Origin of the sequence: Pseudomonas sp. UYIF39, assembly GCF_029963765.1 — a bacterium.
GTDB lineage: Bacteria > Pseudomonadota > Gammaproteobacteria > Pseudomonadales > Pseudomonadaceae > Aquipseudomonas.
Genome location: NZ_JALBYU010000037.1, coordinates 1 through 18,393, shown reverse-complemented (window position 1 = coordinate 18,393; position 18,393 = coordinate 1). Strand labels below are relative to the sequence as shown.

Sequence of the window (18,393 nt, the reverse complement as noted above, 5' to 3'; positions counted from 1 at the left end):
CGGAGTTCTGAATCAGGTTCTGAAGCGGCGAACCAACCCATCCAGCTCATTCGACAACCCCGCCAGACTCTGCGAATCCAGCCGCGCCGAGTTCGCCAGTTCCGCCACCAACTGCGCATCACCATGAATCTGGCTGATGTGCCGATTGATGTCTTCAGCCACCTGATGCTGTTCTTCCGCCGCGGTAGCGATCTGGGTGTTCATGTCGCGGATCACGTCCACCGACTCCCGAATCAGCCCGAAGCTGCTGCGTGCTTCACCGATCCGCGTCACCGATTGCTGGGACACTTCCAGGCTGGCGTGCATTTGCTGGGTTACCTGGCTTGTACGTTTGGCGAGGTTGCCCAGCAAACCGTCGATTTCCGCCGTTGAATCCGCCGTGCGTTTGGCCAGTGCCCGAACTTCATCGGCCACCACCGCAAACCCACGACCCTGTTCACCGGCCCGCGCCGCTTCAATGGCTGCGTTCAGCGCCAGCAGGTTGGTCTGTTCGGCAATCGAGCGAATGGTCCCGAGGATTGACTGAATGTCGTTGCTGTCGCGCTCAAGCTGTTGCATCGACTGGGCCGACTGTTCGATTTCCTGGCTCAAGCGATCAACGCTGGTCACCGCTGCATCAATCTGCTGCTGACCTTCACGCGCCTGACGCTGGCCGCTGTCGGCCGATTCCGCCGCCTGGCTGCAAGAACGCGCGACTTCGTTGGCGGTGGCGACCATTTCGTGGAACGCCGTGGAGACCATATCCACCGCCTCACGCTGACGCCCGGCCGCTTCGGCCATGTCACTGGAGACCTGGGTCGAACTCTTGGAGGTGGCGAGGATCTTGGTCGCGGCGCCGCCAATGCTCTGGATCAGGTTGCGAATCGCCGCCAAAAACTGGTTGAACCAGTTGGCCAGTTGCGCGGTTTCGTCGCTGCCACGGATTTGCAGGTTCTTGGTCAGGTCGCCTTCACCTTGGGCGATGCCTTCCAGACCGCTGGCGACGCTGCGGATCGGCCGCACGATGAGGCTGGCGAAACTGGCGCCGACGATGGCGAAGAACACGGCCAGTACGGCGGCGATGATCGCGATCAGCCAGGTCAGTTGGGTGGCCGAACTCATCACGTCGGTCTGCTTGATCAGGCCGATAAAGGTCCAGCCCAGTTGCTCCGACGGCCAGACGTTGGCCATGTAGCGTTCGCCGTTCAGCTCGACTTCCACCAGCCCTTTGCCGGCCTTGGCCAGTTGCGCGTAGCCGTCGCCGAGGCTGCTCAGCGCTTTAAAGTTGTGTTCCGGTTGCTTCGGATCGACCAGCACCGTGCCGGTGTTTTCCAGCAGCATCAGGTAGCCGGTTTCACCGAGCTTGATCTGTTTGACGATTTCGGTGAGCTGCTTGAGCGTCACGTCGATGCTGACCACGCCGCCATTGCTGCCCAACTTGTTGTCGATGGTGCGCACGGTACTGACGTAAGTCGCGTCGTCCTGGGCCCAGTAATAGGCCTCAGTGCGCAATGGTTTGCCCGGTTTGGCCTGGGCAGCCTTGTACCACGGGCGTTGGCGTGGGTCGTAATTGCTCAGCTTGGCATCGTCCGGCCATGACACATAGCCGCCCGCCGAGGTGCCGAGGATGGCATAGGCGTAGGACGGGTGACTGTTACCCAGGTCTTGAAGGAGGCCGAAGACCTTTTTGTCCATCTCGCCTTGAGGAATGCTCTCGGCGTTGGCGCTCATGTAAGTCTTTAGGCTGTCGTCGGAATTCTTGATCAGCGGTTGGGTCGCCAGGTAATCCACGTTCTGGCTGATGCCGTCGAAGAACAGTTGCATGGCGTTGCTGACCTGACGAATCTCGCGGCCACTGCCGTCAACGAAACTGTCCTTGGCATCACTGCGCAAGTTCAGCACAACCAGGGTTGCGACCAGCACCACCGGCAAGCAGGCGATGATTGCAAACGCCCAGGTCAACTTTTGTTTGATGTTCATCCGCGCTCCAGATTTTTCTTGTAGGCCCACGCAGTGCAGATGACTCGCGGATATTGGCAGAACGATTGTCGGACAAATCACTTTGTCATTGATAACTTCGGCTGGTGACGGCGGAAATTGAGGCCTGTTAAGAAAAATCCTACGAAGGGCATGAATCGAGATGTCAGCTTCTGTCGCAAATACCCGCTTAGCCCTTCAGCAACAAGTGACGCAGGGTCAGCTATGATCTGTGGCGGCCGATGACGACCGGCGGTTGCTGACTGATTAAACCGGCACATTGTGTGCTTGTTGACGGTCACAGGAACGTTCATAGGTCGGCAACCCCTCCCCCGAATGAGTGGATTGCCGTATAACGAATGACTTTCGCGTGTTTGGTAATAAAGGACCCCCAATAAAAGCTGATGAAGACTCCAAAACGCATTGAACCCCTGATCGAGGACGGTCTGGTCGACGAGGTGCTGCGCCCACTCATGAGTGGTAAAGAAGCAGCTGTTTATGTGGTGCGCTGCGGCAACGAGTTACGTTGCGCGAAGGTCTACAAGGAGGCGAATAAACGCAGTTTCCGTCAGGCGGCCGAGTATCAGGAAGGCCGCAAGGTGCGCAACAGCCGTCAGGCTCGTGCGATGGCCAAGGGCTCCAAGTTCGGCAAGAAAGAAACCGAAGATGCCTGGCAGAATGCTGAAGTGGCGGCGTTGTTCCGTCTGGCCGGTGCTGGCGTTCGGGTTCCTCAGCCTTACGACTTCCTTGAAGGCGTGCTGCTGATGGAGCTGGTGGCCGATGAGTACGGTGATGCCGCGCCGCGTCTGAATGACGTGGTGCTGGAGCCGGATCAGGCGCGCGAGTATCACGCGTTCCTGATTTCGCAAATCGTGCTGATGTTGTGTACCGGTCTGGTGCACGGTGACCTGTCGGAGTTCAACGTACTGCTGACCCCGACCGGCCCGGTGATCATCGATCTACCGCAAGCGGTCGACGCTGCTGGCAACAACCACGCGTTCAGCATGCTGGAGCGGGATGTCGGCAACATGGCGTCCTACTTCGGGCGTTTTGCGCCGGAGCTGAAAAAGACCAAGTACGCCAAGGAAATGTGGGCCCTGTTCGAAGCCGGCACCTTGCACCCGGCCAGCATCTTGACCGGCGAGTTCGACGAGCCGGAAGAGTTGGCCGATGTTGGCGGGATCATGCGCGAGATCGAGGCGGCACGCCTTGATGAAGAGCGTAAGCAAGCGGTGCGCGCGGCAGACGATGCGCCACCGGGCAAAACCGAAGAGCCGCCTCCGCCCTGGATGCAGTGATTGGTTAACGAAAAACCCGGCTTCGGCCGGGTTTTTTATGGAAACTTGTCACCGCATCTCCAAACATTGGAGATCAAATGTGGGAGCGAGCTTGCTCGCGATAGCGGTGTGTCAGTCACATCAATTTTGGCTGTCACACCGCTATCGCGAGCAAGCTCGCTCCCACAGTAGATTTTTGGTGTAGCTGAATTTTGTGTTCTCCCTGCTGCTCCCCACACTCAAGGACTGAATGTGAATTCCCCCCGCAACGCCCAACTGATCATCACCGCTCGTCTGGTCTCGGACTTCGGCGCCTTTCTCAACATGGTCGCCCTGGCTACCTACGTCTACCTGCTCAGCAACAGCGCCATGAGCGTCGGGATCTTTCTCGCCAGCCGTGTGGCGGGTGGAATCTTCGCCAGCCTCATCGGCACGACGTTTTATCGTCGCTGGGCCGGGCGCCTGCCGCTGATTGCCTTCGACCTGCTGCGCGCCGGGCTGCTGGGCCTGCTGCTTGTGCTACCTGTCGCCCAGCAGATGCTGCTGTTACCGGTGATCGCTTTCGGTCTGGGATTCGGCAACTCAATGTTCGCCATCGGCCTCAACAGTCAGTTGCCGCACTTGATCGACGCTGAGCATCTGCTCAAAACCAACGCCTGGATCACCTCGGCGTCTTCGGCAGCCATGGTCGGCGGAAGTCTGGTGTCGGGGCTTTTAGTGGCAGCATTCGGCTTTGAAACGGTGTTTGCATTGAACGTGGTCACTTATCTGCTGGCCGCGCTGTTCATCTTGCCGCTGCGTTTTTCACAACCTGCCCCCAGTGATGAACCCATCCACGAACGTGGTGAATGGGCGGCCCTGCTCCAGGGGCTGCGCAGTACACCGGTGGTGGCAGCGATGCTCGCGGTGGCCATGGCCGACACCCTTGGCAGTGCCGCGCACAATGTGGGGTTCCCGATCATTTCAAAACTGCTGACACCCGAGTCGGCCAGCACCACGCTGGGTCTGATGCTGGCGGTCTGGGCCAGCGGAAAACTCATCGGTGCACGCATCGCCAGCCGACTGAAAGGCTCGGATAACGTGAACCTGGAGCGGCGATTTTTCTTTGGTGTGCTGCTGATGTCCTGCGGCTTCATCCTGATGTTCCAGCAGCAGACCCTTTACGGGCTGCTGCTGTTCTCGCTGCCGGCGGGATTGGGTGACGGTTTCTCTGAAGTCGGCCTGATGTCGCGCCTGCAGCGTGAACCGGACAGCCTGCGCCTGCCGATTTTCAGCTTCCTGACGCTGTTGCAAATGACCGGGTTCGGCGTCGGCATGCTGATCGCCGCGCCGTTTTATTCGTGGTGGACGCCGGGTGCCGTGGTGCTGTTGTTCCACGGGACTCCCCTCAGCACCTTGTTGGTGGTGAAGGGGCTGGCCATCAGGGGCGAGCGGGTTGTGCGCAACAGCCCGACTCCAGGTTCTTGAGGATCGGGCAGTCGGGGCGGTGATCACCGTGGCAGTGTTCGACCAGGTCCTGCAGGGTGTCGCGCAGTTGGCCGAGTTCGCGGATTTTCTGGTTCAGCTCGTCGATGTGCTGACGGGCCAGGGCCTTCACATCGGCGCTGGCTCGTTGGCGGTCCTGCCAGAGGGTCAGCAGTTTGCCGACCTCTTCCAGTGAGAACCCCAGGTCCCGGGAACGCTTGATGAACGCCAGGGTGTGCAGGTCGTCGTCGCCGTATATCCGGTAACCGCTGTCGGTACGATGGGCGGCCTTGAGCAAGCCGATGGATTCGTAATAACGGATCATCTTCGCGCTCAGGCCGCTTTGGCGGGCCGCTTGGCCGATGTTCATCGGTTGTCCTCCAGATCCTTGGGTTTCCAGGTTTTCAACAGTAGCGCATTGCTCACCACGCTGACGCTCGACAACGCCATGGCCGCACCGGCCAGCACCGGGTTGAGGAAACCGAAGGCTGCCAGCGGAATACCGATCAGGTTGTAGACGAAGGCCCAGAACAGGTTCTGACGAATCTTCGCGTAGGTCTTGCGGCTGATCTCCAGCGCCGCCGGCACCAGCCGTGGGTCGCCGCGCATCAGGGTGATCCCGGCCGCGTGCATCGCAACGTCGGTGCCGCCGCCCATGGCGATGCCGATGTCGGCGGCGGCCAGGGCGGGTGCGTCGTTGATGCCGTCGCCGACCATCGCTACCACGCCGGTTTTTTTCAGTTCGGCGACGGTGGCGGCTTTGTCCGCCGGCAGTACTTCGGCGTGGACGTCCATGATGCCCAGCGCCTCGGCAACCACTTTGGCACTGCCGCGATTGTCGCCGGTCAGCAGGTGGCTGCTGATGTTACGTGCGCTGAGTTGTTGCACCGCTTGCAGCGCGCCGGGTTTGAGGGTGTCGCCGAAAGCGAAGAGGCCCAATACTCGCGGCTCAGGGCTTTGCTCGATCAGCCAGGACAGGGTCCGGCCTTCGGTTTCCCACGCGGCGGCAGACTCAGCCCATTCACCGGCACTCAAGCCGCTCTCATCCAGGAGACGACGATTGCCCAGCGCCAATCGACGACCGTCGAGAGTGCCCGCGATGCCACGGCCAGTCAGCGATTGACTGTCGCTGACATCGGCCACCGGCAAGCCGCGTTCGGCGCAAGCGTCCAAAACCGCCTTGGCCAGTGGATGCTCGCTGCCGCGTTGCAGGGCGCCGGCCATTTGCAGCAACGCCGCTTCGTCATGGTTGATTGCGCTCAAATGAGCGATGCGCGGAGTACCTGAAGTCAGCGTGCCAGTCTTGTCGAACACCACCGCGCTGACTTCATGCGCGCGCTCCAGCGCTTCGGCGTCCTTGATCAGAATTCCGTAGCGCGCCGCTACGCCAGTCCCGGCCATGATCGCTGTTGGCGTGGCCAACCCCAGGGCGCACGGGCAAGCGATCACCAATACCGCCACGGCATTGATCAGCGCCGTTTCCATCGGCGCGCCGTACAACCACCAACCGATCAAGGTTGCCAGCGCAATCAGCAGGACCGTGGGCACGAACACCTGACTGACTTTATCCACCAGCTTCTGGATCGGAGCCTTCGCCGCTTGAGCATCTTCGACGAGGCGGATGATGCGGGCGAGCACGGTTTCCGCGCCCAGGGCCAGGGTGCGAACGAGCAACCGGCCTTCGCCATTGATCGCACCGCCGGTGACCTTGTCGCCGGGTTGTTTGGGCACCGGCAGGCTTTCGCCGCTGATCAGCGCTTCGTCGGCGTGGCTCTGGCCTTCGACCACTTCACCGTCCACCGGGAAGCGTTCGCCGGGTTTGACCATGACCAGATCATTCAAACGCAAGGCGCTGATGGCGACGTCCTGCTCGCGGCCGTCGATCACCTGAATCGCCCGCTCCGGGCGCAAGGCCTCGAGGGCGCGAATGGCACTGGCGGTCTGGCGTTTGGCGCGGCTTTCCAGGTATTTGCCCAGCAGCACCAAGGCGATCACCACCGCCGAGGCCTCAAAATACAGGTGCGGCATGCGCCCGGCGGCGGTGGCCCATTCATAGAGACTCAAGCCATAACCGGCGCTGGTGCCCAACGCGACCAGCAAATCCATGTTGCCGGCACCGGCGCGCACGGCTTTCCAGGCGGCCACATAAAAGCGCGCACCGAAGATGAATTGCACCGGCGTGGCCAACGCGAATTGCAGCCAGGCCGGGAGCATCCAGTGCACACCGAACGGTTGCAGCAGCATTGGCAGCACCAGCGGCGAGGCGAGGACGATCGCCATGATCAAGGCCCAACGCTCACGGTGCAGGCGTTGTTGTTGATTATCGGTTTGCGGGTGTTCGACTTCCCAGACGCTGGCGTTATAGCCGGCCTTGGTCACAGCCGCGATCAAGGTTTGCGGGTCGATCTGGCCGAGCAACTCAAGGTGGGCGCGTTCATTGGCCAGGTTGACGCTGACGCTCTTGACCCCCGGCACCTTGGCCAGCGCTCGTTCGACCCGGCCGACACAGGAGGCGCAGGTCATGCCGTCGATGCTCAATTCCAGGGTCTGCTGCGGCACGCTGTAACCCGCCTGCTGCACCGCGTCCAACAAGGCCGGCAGGCTGTCGCTGGGCGCTTGAACCCGGGCCTGTTCGGTGGCCAGGTTGACGCTGACGGCAGAGGTGCCGATGACTTTGCTTAAGGCGCGCTCGACACGCCCGGCGCAACTGGCGCAGGTCATGCCGGCAATCGGCAGATCGAAAGTGGTGGATTCGGACATCGGTCACGCTCCCTGTAGAAGATGACTACAGGTTCAACCTTGCCATGCGGGTAAGGTCAAGCGCTATGTCCCAGATCAAAGATTGATCGTTCCCACGCAGTGTGGGAACGATCGGTGTGGCGATCAATATTCGAGGGCTGCAGGCTTGAGGTACATCCCTTCCTGCGTCATCGCAATCCGGAACTTCAACACGTCACCGGCCTTGAGCGTGATGTTCTGCGAACCCGGGGCGAGCATGCCCGGGTTGCAACCCGGCGCCTGGCCCGGCAGCAGCTTAAGGCGCAAGGACACATTGCCCGGCGGCAGGTTGAACGAGGTGCTTTGTTCCTGGAACAACCGCGCCGACAACTGATCCTGGATATAAACGCCAATCTCGCAGGACGTCGCGACTTCCAGGCGCTCGCGGGAAATGATCAGCACGCCGTAGTCCCCCCCGGCAGCGTTGACCGGGGGCACGGCGGCGAAAAGGCTGAGAAAGCCAAACAGGCTGAGAGCTGACCAGCGCATGGCTGAATCTCCTGATGTCGAGTCATTGATGGACGCAGCTTGGCCGAGCGCGGCGTTGATTGCCAGCCCGGCAGTTCACTTCAGAACTTGACCTTGCCACAGTGGCAAGCTCGAGACTGCACGCAACCTTACTCAAGGAGTCATCCCATGCAAGTGTTCAACGTTCAAGGCATGTCCTGCGGCCACTGCGTCAAAGCCATCACTGAGGCGCTGCAAGCCAAGGATCCTGCGGCCAGCGTGCGTATCGATCTGGCTGCGAAAGAAGTCGGCGTCGAGAGCGCTTTGTCGGCGGATCAGGTGATCGCGGTGATCACCGAAGAAGGCTACGAGGCGAAAGTCGCCTGAAGCTTTTTAATAGTTAGCGACCTAACGGAATGTTCAAGGCGCCCCTGCGCGGCTAGACTGTCGGCCTGCCGACTCATGCCCAACTGGATGCCTGATGAACCTCCGTACCATTCTGATTCTCGGCGCCTTGAGCGCTTTCGGTCCGCTGGCGATCGATTTCTATCTGCCGGCCTTTCCGGCGATGGCGCTCGCCTTCGGCACCGATGAAAAACATGTTCAACTGACCCTGGCGGCGTATTTCCTTGGCTTGTCCATCGGTCAACTGGCTTATGGCCCGGTAGCGGATCGCTTCGGGCGACGCATTCCCTTGCTGACAGGCGTTGGCTTGTTCACCGCTGCCTCCCTGGCCTGTGCTTTTGCGCCGAATCTGGAATGGTTGATCGGCGCGCGGTTCATCCAGGCGCTGGGTGGTTGCGCAGGGATGGTGATCTCCCGCGCGGTGGTCAGCGATAAATGCGATGCGGTAGGTTCGGCGAAGGTCTTTTCGCAGCTGATGCTGGTGATGGGCCTGGCGCCGATTCTTGCGCCGATGCTGGGCGGGCTGTTGGTCAACACCACGGGCTGGCAGTCGATCTTTCTCGTGTTGACCGGTTTCAGTGCGGTGGCGGGTTTGGCCGTGGCGCTTGGGCTGCCGGAAAGTCTGCCGGCCCATGTGCCGCGTCAACCGTTGTCCGGCGCGTTGCGTCAGTATGGTCGATTGTTGTCGGACCCGGTCTACCTCGGCCACGCCTTGACCGGTGGCATCGCCATCGCCGGGATGTTTGCCTACATCGCCGGTTCACCGTTCGTCTTCATCAAGCTGTATGGCGTACCGGCCGAGCATTTCGGCTGGCTGTTCGGCACCAATGCGGCGGGTTTCATTCTGGTGGCGCAGCTCAACGCGCGATTGCTGGCCAAGCGTGGCCCGGCGTTTCTGCTGGCGCGCACTGTGTGGATCTACGTCGGCGCCGGTCTGGCGCTGTTGGCCGTCAGTTCGTTGCACACCACGCAGCTATGGCCATTGCTGATTCCGCTGTTTGTTTGCATCGCCAGTCTTGGTTGCATCCTGCCCAATGCCTCCGCCTGCGCCATGAACGGGCAGGGTGCGCGGGCTGGCAGTGCATCGGCGATGCTCGGTTGCCTGCAATTCAGCGTCGCCGCCGGGGCAGCAGCACTGGTAGGCGTTTTACACGACGGCAGCGCCATGCCGATGGCCATGGTCATCAGCCTGTGCGGAGTTCTGGTGGTGAGCGTGGCGATGCTCACCCGGCGGTTGCAAAATGCCCGGGCGCTGGCGCAAGCCCAGGTCTGAGGGCGGACTCAGCCAGCGGCACGCTGCTGGCGGTCAATAATTTGATGAGGTGCTTGTAGTCGCGTTTCTAGGATGCGGGTGAAGGCGCGGGCTTCGGCTTCGCTGCGGAATGTCACGGCGTGCTGGTCCAGACGGACTTGCCACTGGGATTTTGCCAATTCTTTTATCAGGATCTTCATTGCTGATCTCTCCTCTCGTAAAAGGTGTCACATAAAAGAGTGTGCCGCAGAGACCTCGATTGTAGACCCGAATACGATCGCAATTGTGACAAGGGTCAACCTTCTGACTGACGGCAAAAGATCGCAGGCTGCGCCAGCTCCTACAGGATTTGTGTACGACCTAAACCTGCGGACTGTACGCAGATCCCTGTAGGAGCTGGCGCAGCCTGCGATCTTTTGATCTTTAGAACCCTTCGAGCACAATCTTGCCCTTGGACTTACCACTTTCGAGTAGCTCATGAGCACGACGCAGGTTCGCCGCGTTGATGGTCCCGAAGTGCTCGCCGACCGTGGTCTTCAGCGTCCCGGCGTCGATCAGCTCAGCCACGCGGTTGAGCAATGTGTGCTGCTCGATCATGTCCGCGGTTTCGAACAGCGAGCGGGTGTACATGAACTCCCAGTGCAGCGACAGGCTCTTGCGCTTGAGCTTGGTCACGTCCAGCGCCTTCGGATCATCGATCAGGGCCAGTTTGCCTTGCGGCGCCAGTGCCTCGATCAGTTGATCCAGGTGGTGATCGGTCTGGGTCAGGCTGGCGACGTGGGTCACCTGATCGACACCAGCGCGTTTGAGTTCTTCGCTCAACGGCTGGCTGTGATCGATCACCAGGTCGGCACCGAGTTCACGAACCCAGCTCTGGGTTTGCGGGCGGGAAGCGGTGCCGATGACTTTCAGCCCGGTGAGCTGGCTGGCCAGTTGCGTGAGGATCGACCCCACACCGCCAGCGGCACCGACGATCAAAAGGCTCTGGCCTTCATCGGTTTTGCCTTCACGCACTTGCAGACGTTCGAAGAGTAATTCCCACGCGGTGATAGCGGTCAGCGGCAGCGCGGCGGCTTCGGCGAAGCCGAGGGTTTTCGGCATATGGCCAACGATCCGCTCATCGACCACGTGCCGCTCGCTGTTGCCGCCCGCGCGGGCGATGGACCCGGCGTAGAACACTTTGTCGCCGGCCTTGAACAGCGTCACTTCACTGCCGACGGCCTTGACCACACCGGCCACGTCCCAGCCCAGCACTTTCGGCGCGCCCGCTTCAGGCTGGACGTTCTGGCGGACCTTGGTGTCCACCGGGTTGACCGAGATGGCTTTGACTTCCACCAGCAGGTCACGCGGGCCGGCAACCGGTTCTGGCAGTTCGATGTCTTGCAGAGAATTTTCGTCGCTGATTGGCAACGAGGCGTAGTAGGCAATGGCTTTCATACGGGCTCCTGAGAAGTAATAAAGAAGGCAGATCAGACGATGGAGCGCAGGCGCTTGAGGTCGAAGTGTTCGAGAAAGTCGCCCGCCTTGGCGCGGAAGTTCTGGATATGCGCGCTGGCGTCGTGGGCCTGGAGTGCTTCGTCACTGCTCCATTTTTCGATCATGTAGAAGGCATGAGGATTGGCGAGGTCCTGGTGCAAGTCGTATTGACCGCAACCGGCCTCGGCGCGGGTCGGTTCCAGCAGCGCACGCAGGTGCTGTTCGAGGGCATCCTGCTGGCCGGCTTTGGCGATGAGGGTGGCGATAGCGGTAAAAGGCTGGGACATGTTCGGCTCCGGGAGCGGGATGAATTCGATGGGACGGATAATTGGCTATTTCTCTGCAAGATAAAACCCGCTAAAAGAGCAGTCTCTTTCAATATTTTTTTGATAATCGAGGCTGAACAATGCTGCGTTTCGATGACTTGCAGTTGTTTGTCCGGGCGGCGGACCTGGGCAGTCTGTCAGCGGCGGCGCGGGGGGATGGATATGTCGGCTGCGGTAGCCAGTGCGGCGTTGAAGCGCATCGAACAGCAGCTCGGCGCCCGGTTGCTTGCCCGTTCTACCCGCAGCCTGCGGCTGACCGCTGAAGGCGAGGGATTTCTCGAATACGCTCGGGCCGCCTTGAGCAATCTCGATGAAGGCCGTCGTTTGCTGGCCAGCGGTCAGGACCAGGTCAGCGGGATTTTGCAGCTGTCGGCGCCTTCGGACTTTGGCCGCAATCTGCTGCTGCCCTGGCTGGACGAGTTTCAGCGAGAGCATCCGAAACTCACGGTGCGTTTGCTGCTGGGCGACCGCATCGCCGACCTGTTCCGCCAACCGGTGGATATCGCCCTGCGTTACGGCGAGCCAGAAGACTCAAGCCTGGTGGCGCTGCCCATCGCCCCGCAGAACCGCCGCGTCCTCTGTGCCGCTCCGAGTTACCTGGCGCGGCATGGCGAGCCTCGGCAACTGGAGCAACTGGCTCAGCACAACTGCTTGCTGTTCATGCTCGGCAGTCGGGTCCACGACCATTGGAGTTTCCACGACGGCAAACGCGAGGTCAGCCTGACCGTCAGCGGCGATCGGTTCAGCGATGATGCCGATGTCGTGCGTCTGTGGGCCGTGGCAGGTGCCGGGATCGCCTACAAATCCTGGCTCGATGTCGCGGCCGATGTGCTGGCCGGTCGATTGAAAGTGCTCATGCCGGAACTGCTCTGTGAGCGCGCACCGCTGAATTTGCTGTGCGCCCATCGCGCACAATTGAGTAAGCCGGTGAACCTTTTGCGGGAAATGCTCGCCAGTCGATGCGCCCGGTTGAGTAGCCAATTTCCGACGTTATCGGGCCCCGATCATTAGTCGCAGGCAAATAGCGAAATTTCACTCAGGAACTATCACCACCAACGGTTTCCCAAGGGCAGGAACCGGCGGTTAACCCGCATATACTAGCGCCCGCCTCATGTACGCACCGTCGATCTCGCAATGGCGAGTCCACGTCCGAGTCAGCCAGGCCCTATGGTCAATCGCCGAGGCTTTGCGAAACCTGCGAAGCAATAGCTCGTGCGATTGGCTGGCTTTGCCCGGTTTATGGCGTTTCCACGCCTTGGCCGACGACACATTACTGGTCAAGATGTCTCTGAGCAGTAGACGAAACGATTCAACAGGGAGTGAATACATGGAACATGCACCTTGCATCAGCCAGATCGCCACGTTGCTGGCTGACCCAAAGCGCAGCGCAATGATGTGGGCCTTGATGGACGGCTCGGCGCGGCAAACCGAAGAGCTGGCCTTGTTGGCCGGCCTGTCACCGTCTTCGGCCAGTGCGCATCTGGGGCGTTTGTCCGCCGGAGGTCTGTTGAAAGTCGAAATCCGTGGCCGCAAGCGGTTCTTTCGTCTTGCCGCACCCGAAGTGGGGGCCGCGATAGAGGCACTGGCCAGCGCCACCCTGGCCAGCACGCCTCGGGAAATTCCGGACGTTTTCAAGCGCACGACACCCATCGCCAAACCTCCGGCGGCGCCTTCGTCACTCTTGCGCGCCAGGCTTTGCGACGACCATTTGGGCGGCACCCTTGCCGCTGATCTTTACCAGCGTCTGCTGGATGCAGGCTGGATCGAACAGTTCGATCAGCGGGTCATGATCACTCACAAGGGCGCCACGCAGTTGGCGACACGGGGTGTGTTCATCCAGGCGCTGGCTCATCGCAACAGCCGAGTCGCCTGCGCTTGCCCGGACTGGAGCGAAAGACGCCCGCACATGGGCGGATCACTGGGTGCGGCTTTGCTGCAATTGTTCATGCAGTCAGGTTGGCTGAGCCTGCCCAACGATTCGCGAGCCTTGCAGGTCACCGCCGCGGGGCAGCGTGAAATCCATCGATTCGCCAAGGAAACCGAGCTGGAAATGGCGTTGTAGACGCATCGCGACCGACGTCCGAAGCGTCGGGCGTCGTTCAGAGCTGCGAACAGGTCGCATCCAGCAGTAACCCCCAGCAGCTATCGCGCACACTCGACCCGGGACTTTCGGATTGGGGGAGTGTGGCATGGAAACACGAGGCTTCAGCGCGGCAGAACGACTGGAACGGCTGCCCATCAGCGGTTATCACCGGATCATTTTCATCATCATTGCCCTGGCGTTTTTCTTCGACTCCATGGACCTGGCGATGATGACCTTCCTGCTCGGCTCGATCAAAACCGAGTTCGGCCTGAGTACGGCTCAGGCCGGGTTGCTGGCCAGTTCGAGCTTTTTCGGCATGGTTGTGGGGGCGTCACTGTCCGGCATGCTGGCCGACCGTTTCGGCCGCAAACCGGTGTTCCAGTGGAGCATCGTGTTGTGGGGGATCGCCAGTTATCTGTGCTCCACGGCGCAGAACGTCGAAACGCTGACGTTGTTCCGAATCCTGCTGGGGATTGGCATGGGCATGGAGTTTCCCATCGCTCAGTCGATGCTCTCGGAGCTGATTCCGGCCAAGAAGCGTGGGCGCTATATCGCGTTAATGGACGGTTTCTGGCCGCTGGGCTTCGTCGCCGCCGGCGTACTGTCGTACTTCCTGCTGCCGGTGATTGGCTGGCGGGACATCTTCCTGGTGTTGGCGGTGCCGGCGGTGTTTGTCCTGGCGATTCGCTTTTTCATTCCCGAATCACCGCGCTGGCTGGAACAGGCCGGGCACCATGACGTGGCAGACAAGGTCTTGCTGCGCATCGAAGATCGGGTCCGGGCATCTCTGGGGCGTTCGGATCTGCCTGAGCCGATCCGCCTGCCGAGAGTGGCGAGTACGCCGGGCCATTTCTTTTCCGCGTTGCGGCAGATCTGGTCGCCGCTGTACCGCCAGCGCACGATGATGATCTGGAGCGTCTGGTTCTTCGCCTTGCTGGGTTTCTATGGCCTGACGTCCTGGCTCAGTGCCTTGCTGCAGCAGTCGGGTTTTGCCGTGACCCAGTCGGTGTATTACACGGTGCTGATTTCCCTCGGCGGGATCCCCGGTTTCCTGATGGCCGCCTGGCTGGTGGAGCGTTGGGGGCGTAAACCGGTGTGTGTGGTGACGTTGCTTGGCGGTGGGGTGATGGCGTTTCTCTATGGTCAGAGCGCGGTGTTTGGTGGCAACGTCAGCCTGTTGATTGCGTCGGGGCTGCTGATGCAGTTTTTCCTGTTCAGCATGTGGGCGGTGCTTTACACCTACACGCCGGAGTTGTACCCGACATCGGCGCGGGCTACGGGCTCGGGTTTCGCTTCGGCGATTGGCCGCGTGGGTTCGTTGCTCGGACCAATGGTGACCGGGCTGGTGTTCCCGATGACCGGGCAGGGCGGGGTGTTTGCGCTGGGGGCGATGTGTTTTGCGATTGCGGCAGGGGTGGTGTGGGTGTTCGGGATGGAGACCCGGGGCAAAACGCTGGAGGAGTTGACTGAACCGGTAGCCGTTGGCTAAACACAAACCCTGTGGGAGCGAGCTCGCTCCCACATTGGTTATGCGGTGAACCTTACGGCTTGATCAACCGTGCATCCAGGCTGTTCTGCGCCAGACGCTTGGCCTGATCCTGGGTCATGCCCAAATGGGTATACAGCGCATGGAAGTTCTCGGTGACATAACCGCCGAAGTACGCCGGGTCATCCGAGTTCACGGTCACTTTCACGCCACGCTCGAGCATGTCGAGAATGTTGTGCTGAGACATGTGATCGAACACGCAAAGCTTGGTGTTCGACAACGGGCACACGGTCAACGGGATTTGCTCGTCGATAATCCGCTGCATCAAACGCTCGTCTTCGATGGCGCGCACGCCATGGTCGATGCGCTGGACTTTCAGCAAGTCGAGGGCTTCCCAGATGTACTCGGGCGGGCCTTCTTCTCCGGCGTGGGCGACGGTCAGGAAGCCTTCGTGACGAGCGCGATCGAACACGCGCTGGAACTTGCTTGGCGGGTGACCCATTTCCGAACTGTCCAGACCGACGGCGACAAACGCATCACGGAACGGCAGCGCCTGGTCGAGGGTTTTCTGGGCTTCTTCTTCGCTCAAGTGGCGCAGGAAGCTCAGGATCAAACCGCTGGTGATGCCCAGTTGCTGCTCGCCATCCTTCAATGCGGCGGCGATGCCGTTGAGGACCACTTCGAACGGCACGCCACGGTCGGTGTGGGTCTGCGGGTCGAAGAACGGTTCGGTGTGAATCACGTTCTGCGCCTTGCAGCGCAACAGGTAAGCCCAGGTCAGGTCGTAGAAATCCTGAGAGGTGCGCAACACGTCGGCGCCCTGGTAGTACAGGTCGAGAAACTCTTGCAGGTTGTTGAAGGCGTAGGCCTTGCGCAGGGTTTCGACGTCGCTCCACGGCAGGGCGATCTTGTTGCGTTCGGCCAGGGCGAACAGCAGCTCAGGCTCCAGCGAGCCCTCAAGATGCAGGTGCAGTTCTGCCTTGGGCAGGGCGTTCAGCCAGTCGTACATAGTCTTTTCTCATCAGGTGCAGATGGCGAGCATTCTACAGATGCCCGTGGAAACAATTAGCAAAACCTGACCAGCCGGTTCATCACAGCGCTTCCTGTTCCCGTCGATAGGCGTAGGTCTCGGCGAAGCGCGAGAGCAGGAATTCGGCGCAGGTGGTGGCCGGATACTTTGCGGGGTGCCGCTCATCCTGACAGCCGGGCAGGCATTCGATGACCGTGTCGGGGTGCGGCTCGGCGAAGAATGGCATCGAGTAACGGTCCACGCCCAGCGGGCTGATCACCCGGTGCGGCGTCGACAGGTAACGGTCGTTGCTCCAGCGCGCCATCATGTCGCCGAGGTTGACCACGAACGTGCAGTCGATCGGCGGTGCATCGATCCACTCGCCTTTAACGTTTCGCACTTGCAGGCCGCCGGCGGCATCTTGATACAGCAGGGTGATGCAACCGTAATCGGTGTGGGCGCCTGCGCCTTGTTGCTCTTCGGAGCTGGCGGTGTGGCGCGGTGGGTAATGAATCATCCGCAGCACACTGACCGGTTCAACGAAGCGTGTGTCGAAAAAATCGCGCTCGATGCCCAGCGCCACAGTTATGGCCCGTAACAGGGTTAGGGCCAAGGCCTGCATGTCGACGTAGTGCTGTTCCATCAGCGATCCCCAGCCAGGCATCGACGGATGACGGTTGGGGCCGCGCAGCGGTTTTTCCGCCAGCACTTGCGGGTGATCGGCCGGCAGGTGCAGGCCCATGTCGAAGGTTTCTTTCAGGTCGCTGGGTTTGCTCGGGTCGAGTTGTTCGGTGGCGATGGCGCCGTAGCCCCGGTGATGTTTGGTCTGAGTGATGTCGATCTTGAGTTTTTCGGCGGCGGGCAGGGCGAAGAAGTGTTGGGCGTGGTCGAGCACGGCGTTAATGCGCGCGGCGCTGATCGGGTGACCCTTGATGTAGAAGAAACCCCACTCGCGGCAGGCGTGGTCGATTTGGCTGGCGACGGTTTGCCAGGCGTGTGTGTCATCGCTGTAGAGCGGGGCGATGTCGATGATCGGGAGCTGGTTCATGCGCAGTCCTTAAGAACGCTGAAAATCCATTGTGGGAGTGAGCCTGCTCGCGATAGCGGCGTGTCAGTCGACATTGATAGCGTCTGACACTCCGCCATCGCGAGCAGGCTCACTCCTACAGGGTTTTGTGTTTGGTTTGGGAGCTACTTCGGTATCTCAGCCTTCATGCCTTCTACGTAGTAGTTCATCGATGCCAGCTCCGCATTGCTCGCCGTCGCGCCCGCCGCAATCTTCTCTACGCCTGCCTGATCCTTGATCGGTCCGGTGAACGGGTGGAAAGCACCGCTTTTGACGTCGGCAATGATCTGCTCTGCCTCGGCTTTCACCGGCGCTGGCACCAGATCGCTGATCGGCAACTCAACCGTACCTTCCTTCAACCCGCCCCAGTAATCCTGCGACTTCCACGTGTGGTCGAGCACGCTCTGGGTCGCCTGAATGTAGTGCGGGCCCCAGTCGTTGACGATGGACGTCAGCACCGCTTTCGGCCCGAAGTGCGCCATGTCCGAAGCGTAGCCCACGGCATACACGCCGCGGCGTTCAGCCGCCTGGATCGGCGCCGGGCTGTCGGTGTGCTGGAACACCACGTCCACGCCCTGATCGATCAACGCGTTGGCGGCATCGGCCTCTTTGCCCGGATCGAACCAGGAGTTGACCCACACCACCTTGATCTCGGTGCCGGGGTTGTACTTGTTCAGGGCCAGTTGAATGGCGTTGATGTCGCGGATCACTTCCGGGATCGGGAAGGACGCGACGTAGCCGATCTTCTTGGTCTTGGTCATCTTCGCCGCGAGGAACCCGCCAACGTAGCGACCTTCATACGTGCGCGCCAGGTAGGTACCGAGGTTCTTGTCCTGTTTGTAGCCGGTGGCGTGTTCGAAGGTCACCTTGGGAAATTGTTTCGCGACTTTCAGGGTCGGGTTCATGTAGCCGAAGGACGTGGTGAAGATCAGGTCGTACTTGTCCTTGGCCATGTTGCGGATCACTCGCTCGGCATCGGCGCCTTCGGCGACGTTTTCCACGTAGTTGGTGGTGATCTGGTTGCCGAATTTTTCCGCCAGCGCCTTGCGCCCCTGTTCATGCTGATACGTCCAGCCGTGGTCACCGATCGGGCCGATGTAGACGAAGCCGACTTTCAGCGGGTCGGCGGCACTGGCGGTCAGGCTGGCGCTCAGACCGATGGCTGTGGCGACGGCGCAAAGCAGCTTCTTCAACGGACGTTTGTGCATGAATTCCAACTCCATTTTGTTTTGAGGTTGGCGAGGTCAATGCAAATTGCTGACCAACAAGACAACTAATGGCTCAAAACCGCGTAACGGCCATCGCGAGCAAGCTCGCTCCCACAGGAGAACGCATTCCAATGTGGGAGCGAGCTTGCTCGCGATGAGG

The 18,393-nt window shown here is 60.6% G+C and carries 16 protein-coding genes and 1 pseudogene; 7 read left to right on the top strand and 10 right to left on the bottom strand.

Translation table 11 applies throughout. The features are described 5' to 3' along the window. Positions 1-12: 12 nt before the first annotated feature. Complete coding sequence (locus MO767_RS28990; protein WP_282483311.1) at positions 13-1,959, bottom strand: methyl-accepting chemotaxis protein; 1,947 nt, start codon at positions 1,957-1,959, stop codon at positions 13-15. Positions 1,960-2,360: 401 nt separating this feature from the next. On the opposite strand from MO767_RS28990, the gene MO767_RS28985 reads away from it, so the two are divergent. Continuing rightward, positions 2,361-3,254, top strand: coding sequence for a PA4780 family RIO1-like protein kinase (locus MO767_RS28985; RefSeq protein ID WP_129438758.1), 894 nt, complete (start codon positions 2,361-2,363; stop codon positions 3,252-3,254). Positions 3,255-3,485: 231 nt separating this feature from the next. Beyond that, positions 3,486-4,700, top strand: a complete 1,215-nt coding sequence (locus tag MO767_RS28980; RefSeq protein WP_282483310.1) for an MFS transporter — start codon at positions 3,486-3,488, stop codon at positions 4,698-4,700. Here MO767_RS28980 and cueR read toward each other — a convergent pair. The 3 genes from cueR to MO767_RS28965 form a co-directional block, all read right to left on the bottom strand. Beyond that, the gene (cueR, locus tag MO767_RS28975; RefSeq protein WP_282483309.1) at positions 4,654-5,067 is read right to left on the bottom strand and encodes a Cu(I)-responsive transcriptional regulator; all 414 of its coding nucleotides are present in this window, start codon (positions 5,065-5,067) and stop codon (positions 4,654-4,656) included. The genes MO767_RS28980 and cueR overlap by 47 nt on opposite strands. Next, positions 5,064-7,457 carry a heavy metal translocating P-type ATPase gene (locus MO767_RS28970; RefSeq protein WP_282483308.1) on the bottom strand — a complete coding sequence of 798 codons (2,394 nt, stop codon included), beginning with the start codon at positions 7,455-7,457 and terminating at the stop codon, positions 5,064-5,066. The genes cueR and MO767_RS28970 overlap by 4 nt, the downstream gene beginning before the upstream one ends. A gap of 123 nt (positions 7,458-7,580) precedes the next feature. Beyond that, positions 7,581-7,964, bottom strand: coding sequence for a hypothetical protein (locus MO767_RS28965; RefSeq protein WP_282483307.1), 384 nt, complete (start codon positions 7,962-7,964; stop codon positions 7,581-7,583). 147 nt (positions 7,965-8,111) lie between these two features. Between MO767_RS28965 and MO767_RS28960 the strand changes: the two genes are divergently transcribed. Together MO767_RS28960 and MO767_RS28955 are read left to right on the top strand one after the other, a co-directional pair. Further along, entirely contained in the window at positions 8,112-8,309 is a 198-nt protein-coding gene (locus tag MO767_RS28960) for a cation transporter (RefSeq protein WP_282483306.1), read from the top strand. A 94-nt stretch (positions 8,310-8,403) separates the two neighbouring features. Beyond that, positions 8,404-9,600 (top strand): multidrug effflux MFS transporter, encoded by a 1,197-nt coding sequence (locus MO767_RS28955; RefSeq protein ID WP_282483305.1) that lies wholly within the window; start codon positions 8,404-8,406, stop codon positions 9,598-9,600. An 8-nt stretch (positions 9,601-9,608) separates the two neighbouring features. On the opposite strand, the gene MO767_RS28950 is transcribed toward MO767_RS28955, so the two are convergent. The 3 genes from MO767_RS28950 to MO767_RS28940 all read right to left on the bottom strand — a co-directional run bounded on the left by MO767_RS28950 (position 9,609) and on the right by MO767_RS28940 (position 11,342). Beyond that, positions 9,609-9,779 (bottom strand): hypothetical protein, encoded by a 171-nt coding sequence (locus tag MO767_RS28950; RefSeq protein WP_282483304.1) that lies wholly within the window; start codon positions 9,777-9,779, stop codon positions 9,609-9,611. Between the two features lie 223 nt (positions 9,780-10,002). Further along, positions 10,003-11,016, bottom strand: a complete 1,014-nt coding sequence (locus tag MO767_RS28945) for a zinc-binding alcohol dehydrogenase family protein (RefSeq protein WP_282483303.1) — start codon at positions 11,014-11,016, stop codon at positions 10,003-10,005. Between the two features lie 32 nt (positions 11,017-11,048). Beyond that, positions 11,049-11,342, bottom strand: a complete 294-nt coding sequence (locus MO767_RS28940; protein ID WP_134421269.1) for a putative quinol monooxygenase — start codon at positions 11,340-11,342, stop codon at positions 11,049-11,051. Positions 11,343-11,461: 119 nt separating this feature from the next. Between MO767_RS28940 and MO767_RS28935 the strand changes: the two are divergent. From MO767_RS28935 to MO767_RS28925, 3 genes and pseudogenes are all read left to right on the top strand, one after another. Continuing rightward, positions 11,462-12,392, top strand: a pseudogene (locus MO767_RS28935) (LysR family transcriptional regulator). A gap of 316 nt (positions 12,393-12,708) precedes the next feature. Further along, positions 12,709-13,443 (top strand): helix-turn-helix transcriptional regulator, encoded by a 735-nt coding sequence (locus tag MO767_RS28930; RefSeq protein WP_282483302.1) that lies wholly within the window; start codon positions 12,709-12,711, stop codon positions 13,441-13,443. Between the two features lie 127 nt (positions 13,444-13,570). Continuing rightward, positions 13,571-14,953, top strand: coding sequence for an MFS transporter (locus tag MO767_RS28925; protein WP_282483301.1), 1,383 nt, complete (start codon positions 13,571-13,573; stop codon positions 14,951-14,953). A 52-nt stretch (positions 14,954-15,005) separates the two neighbouring features. Here MO767_RS28925 and MO767_RS28920 read toward each other — a convergent pair whose 3' ends face one another. The 3 genes from MO767_RS28920 to MO767_RS28910 form a co-directional block, all read right to left on the bottom strand. Continuing rightward, positions 15,006-15,959 carry an adenosine deaminase gene (locus MO767_RS28920; protein WP_282483300.1) on the bottom strand — a complete coding sequence of 318 codons (954 nt, stop codon included), beginning with the start codon at positions 15,957-15,959 and terminating at the stop codon, positions 15,006-15,008. A gap of 82 nt (positions 15,960-16,041) precedes the next feature. Further along, on the bottom strand, positions 16,042-17,007 hold the full coding sequence (locus tag MO767_RS28915) for a 2-oxoglutarate and iron-dependent oxygenase domain-containing protein (protein WP_282483299.1): 966 nt from the start codon (positions 17,005-17,007) through the stop codon (positions 16,042-16,044). Positions 17,008-17,150: 143 nt separating this feature from the next. Then, positions 17,151-18,233 carry a BMP family ABC transporter substrate-binding protein gene (locus MO767_RS28910; RefSeq protein ID WP_282483298.1) on the bottom strand — a complete coding sequence of 361 codons (1,083 nt, stop codon included), beginning with the start codon at positions 18,231-18,233 and terminating at the stop codon, positions 17,151-17,153. Between the last annotated feature and the right edge of the window lie 160 nt (positions 18,234-18,393).

Bases quoted from the DNA above. Each gene is read 5' to 3' on its own strand.
- MO767_RS28990 (WP_282483311.1), bottom strand. From the start codon at position 1,959: ATGAACATCAAACAAAAGTTGACCTGGGCGTTTGCAATCATCGCCTGC.
- MO767_RS28985 (WP_129438758.1), top strand. From the start codon at position 2,361: ATGAAGACTCCAAAACGCATTGAACCCCTGATCGAGGACGGTCTGGTC.
- cueR (WP_282483309.1), bottom strand. From the start codon at position 5,067: ATGAACATCGGCCAAGCGGCCCGCCAAAGCGGCCTGAGCGCGAAGATG.
- MO767_RS28970 (WP_282483308.1), bottom strand. From the start codon at position 7,457: ATGTCCGAATCCACCACTTTCGATCTGCCGATTGCCGGCATGACCTGC.
- MO767_RS28965 (WP_282483307.1), bottom strand. From the start codon at position 7,964: ATGCGCTGGTCAGCTCTCAGCCTGTTTGGCTTTCTCAGCCTTTTCGCC.
- MO767_RS28960 (WP_282483306.1), top strand. From the start codon at position 8,112: ATGCAAGTGTTCAACGTTCAAGGCATGTCCTGCGGCCACTGCGTCAAA.
- MO767_RS28955 (WP_282483305.1), top strand. From the start codon at position 8,404: ATGAACCTCCGTACCATTCTGATTCTCGGCGCCTTGAGCGCTTTCGGT.
- MO767_RS28950 (WP_282483304.1), bottom strand. From the start codon at position 9,779: ATGAAGATCCTGATAAAAGAATTGGCAAAATCCCAGTGGCAAGTCCGT.
- MO767_RS28945 (WP_282483303.1), bottom strand. From the start codon at position 11,016: ATGAAAGCCATTGCCTACTACGCCTCGTTGCCAATCAGCGACGAAAAT.
- MO767_RS28940 (WP_134421269.1), bottom strand. From the start codon at position 11,342: ATGTCCCAGCCTTTTACCGCTATCGCCACCCTCATCGCCAAAGCCGGC.
- MO767_RS28930 (WP_282483302.1), top strand. From the start codon at position 12,709: ATGGAACATGCACCTTGCATCAGCCAGATCGCCACGTTGCTGGCTGAC.
- MO767_RS28925 (WP_282483301.1), top strand. From the start codon at position 13,571: ATGGAAACACGAGGCTTCAGCGCGGCAGAACGACTGGAACGGCTGCCC.
- MO767_RS28920 (WP_282483300.1), bottom strand. From the start codon at position 15,959: ATGTACGACTGGCTGAACGCCCTGCCCAAGGCAGAACTGCACCTGCAT.
- MO767_RS28915 (WP_282483299.1), bottom strand. From the start codon at position 17,007: ATGAACCAGCTCCCGATCATCGACATCGCCCCGCTCTACAGCGATGAC.
- MO767_RS28910 (WP_282483298.1), bottom strand. From the start codon at position 18,233: ATGCACAAACGTCCGTTGAAGAAGCTGCTTTGCGCCGTCGCCACAGCC.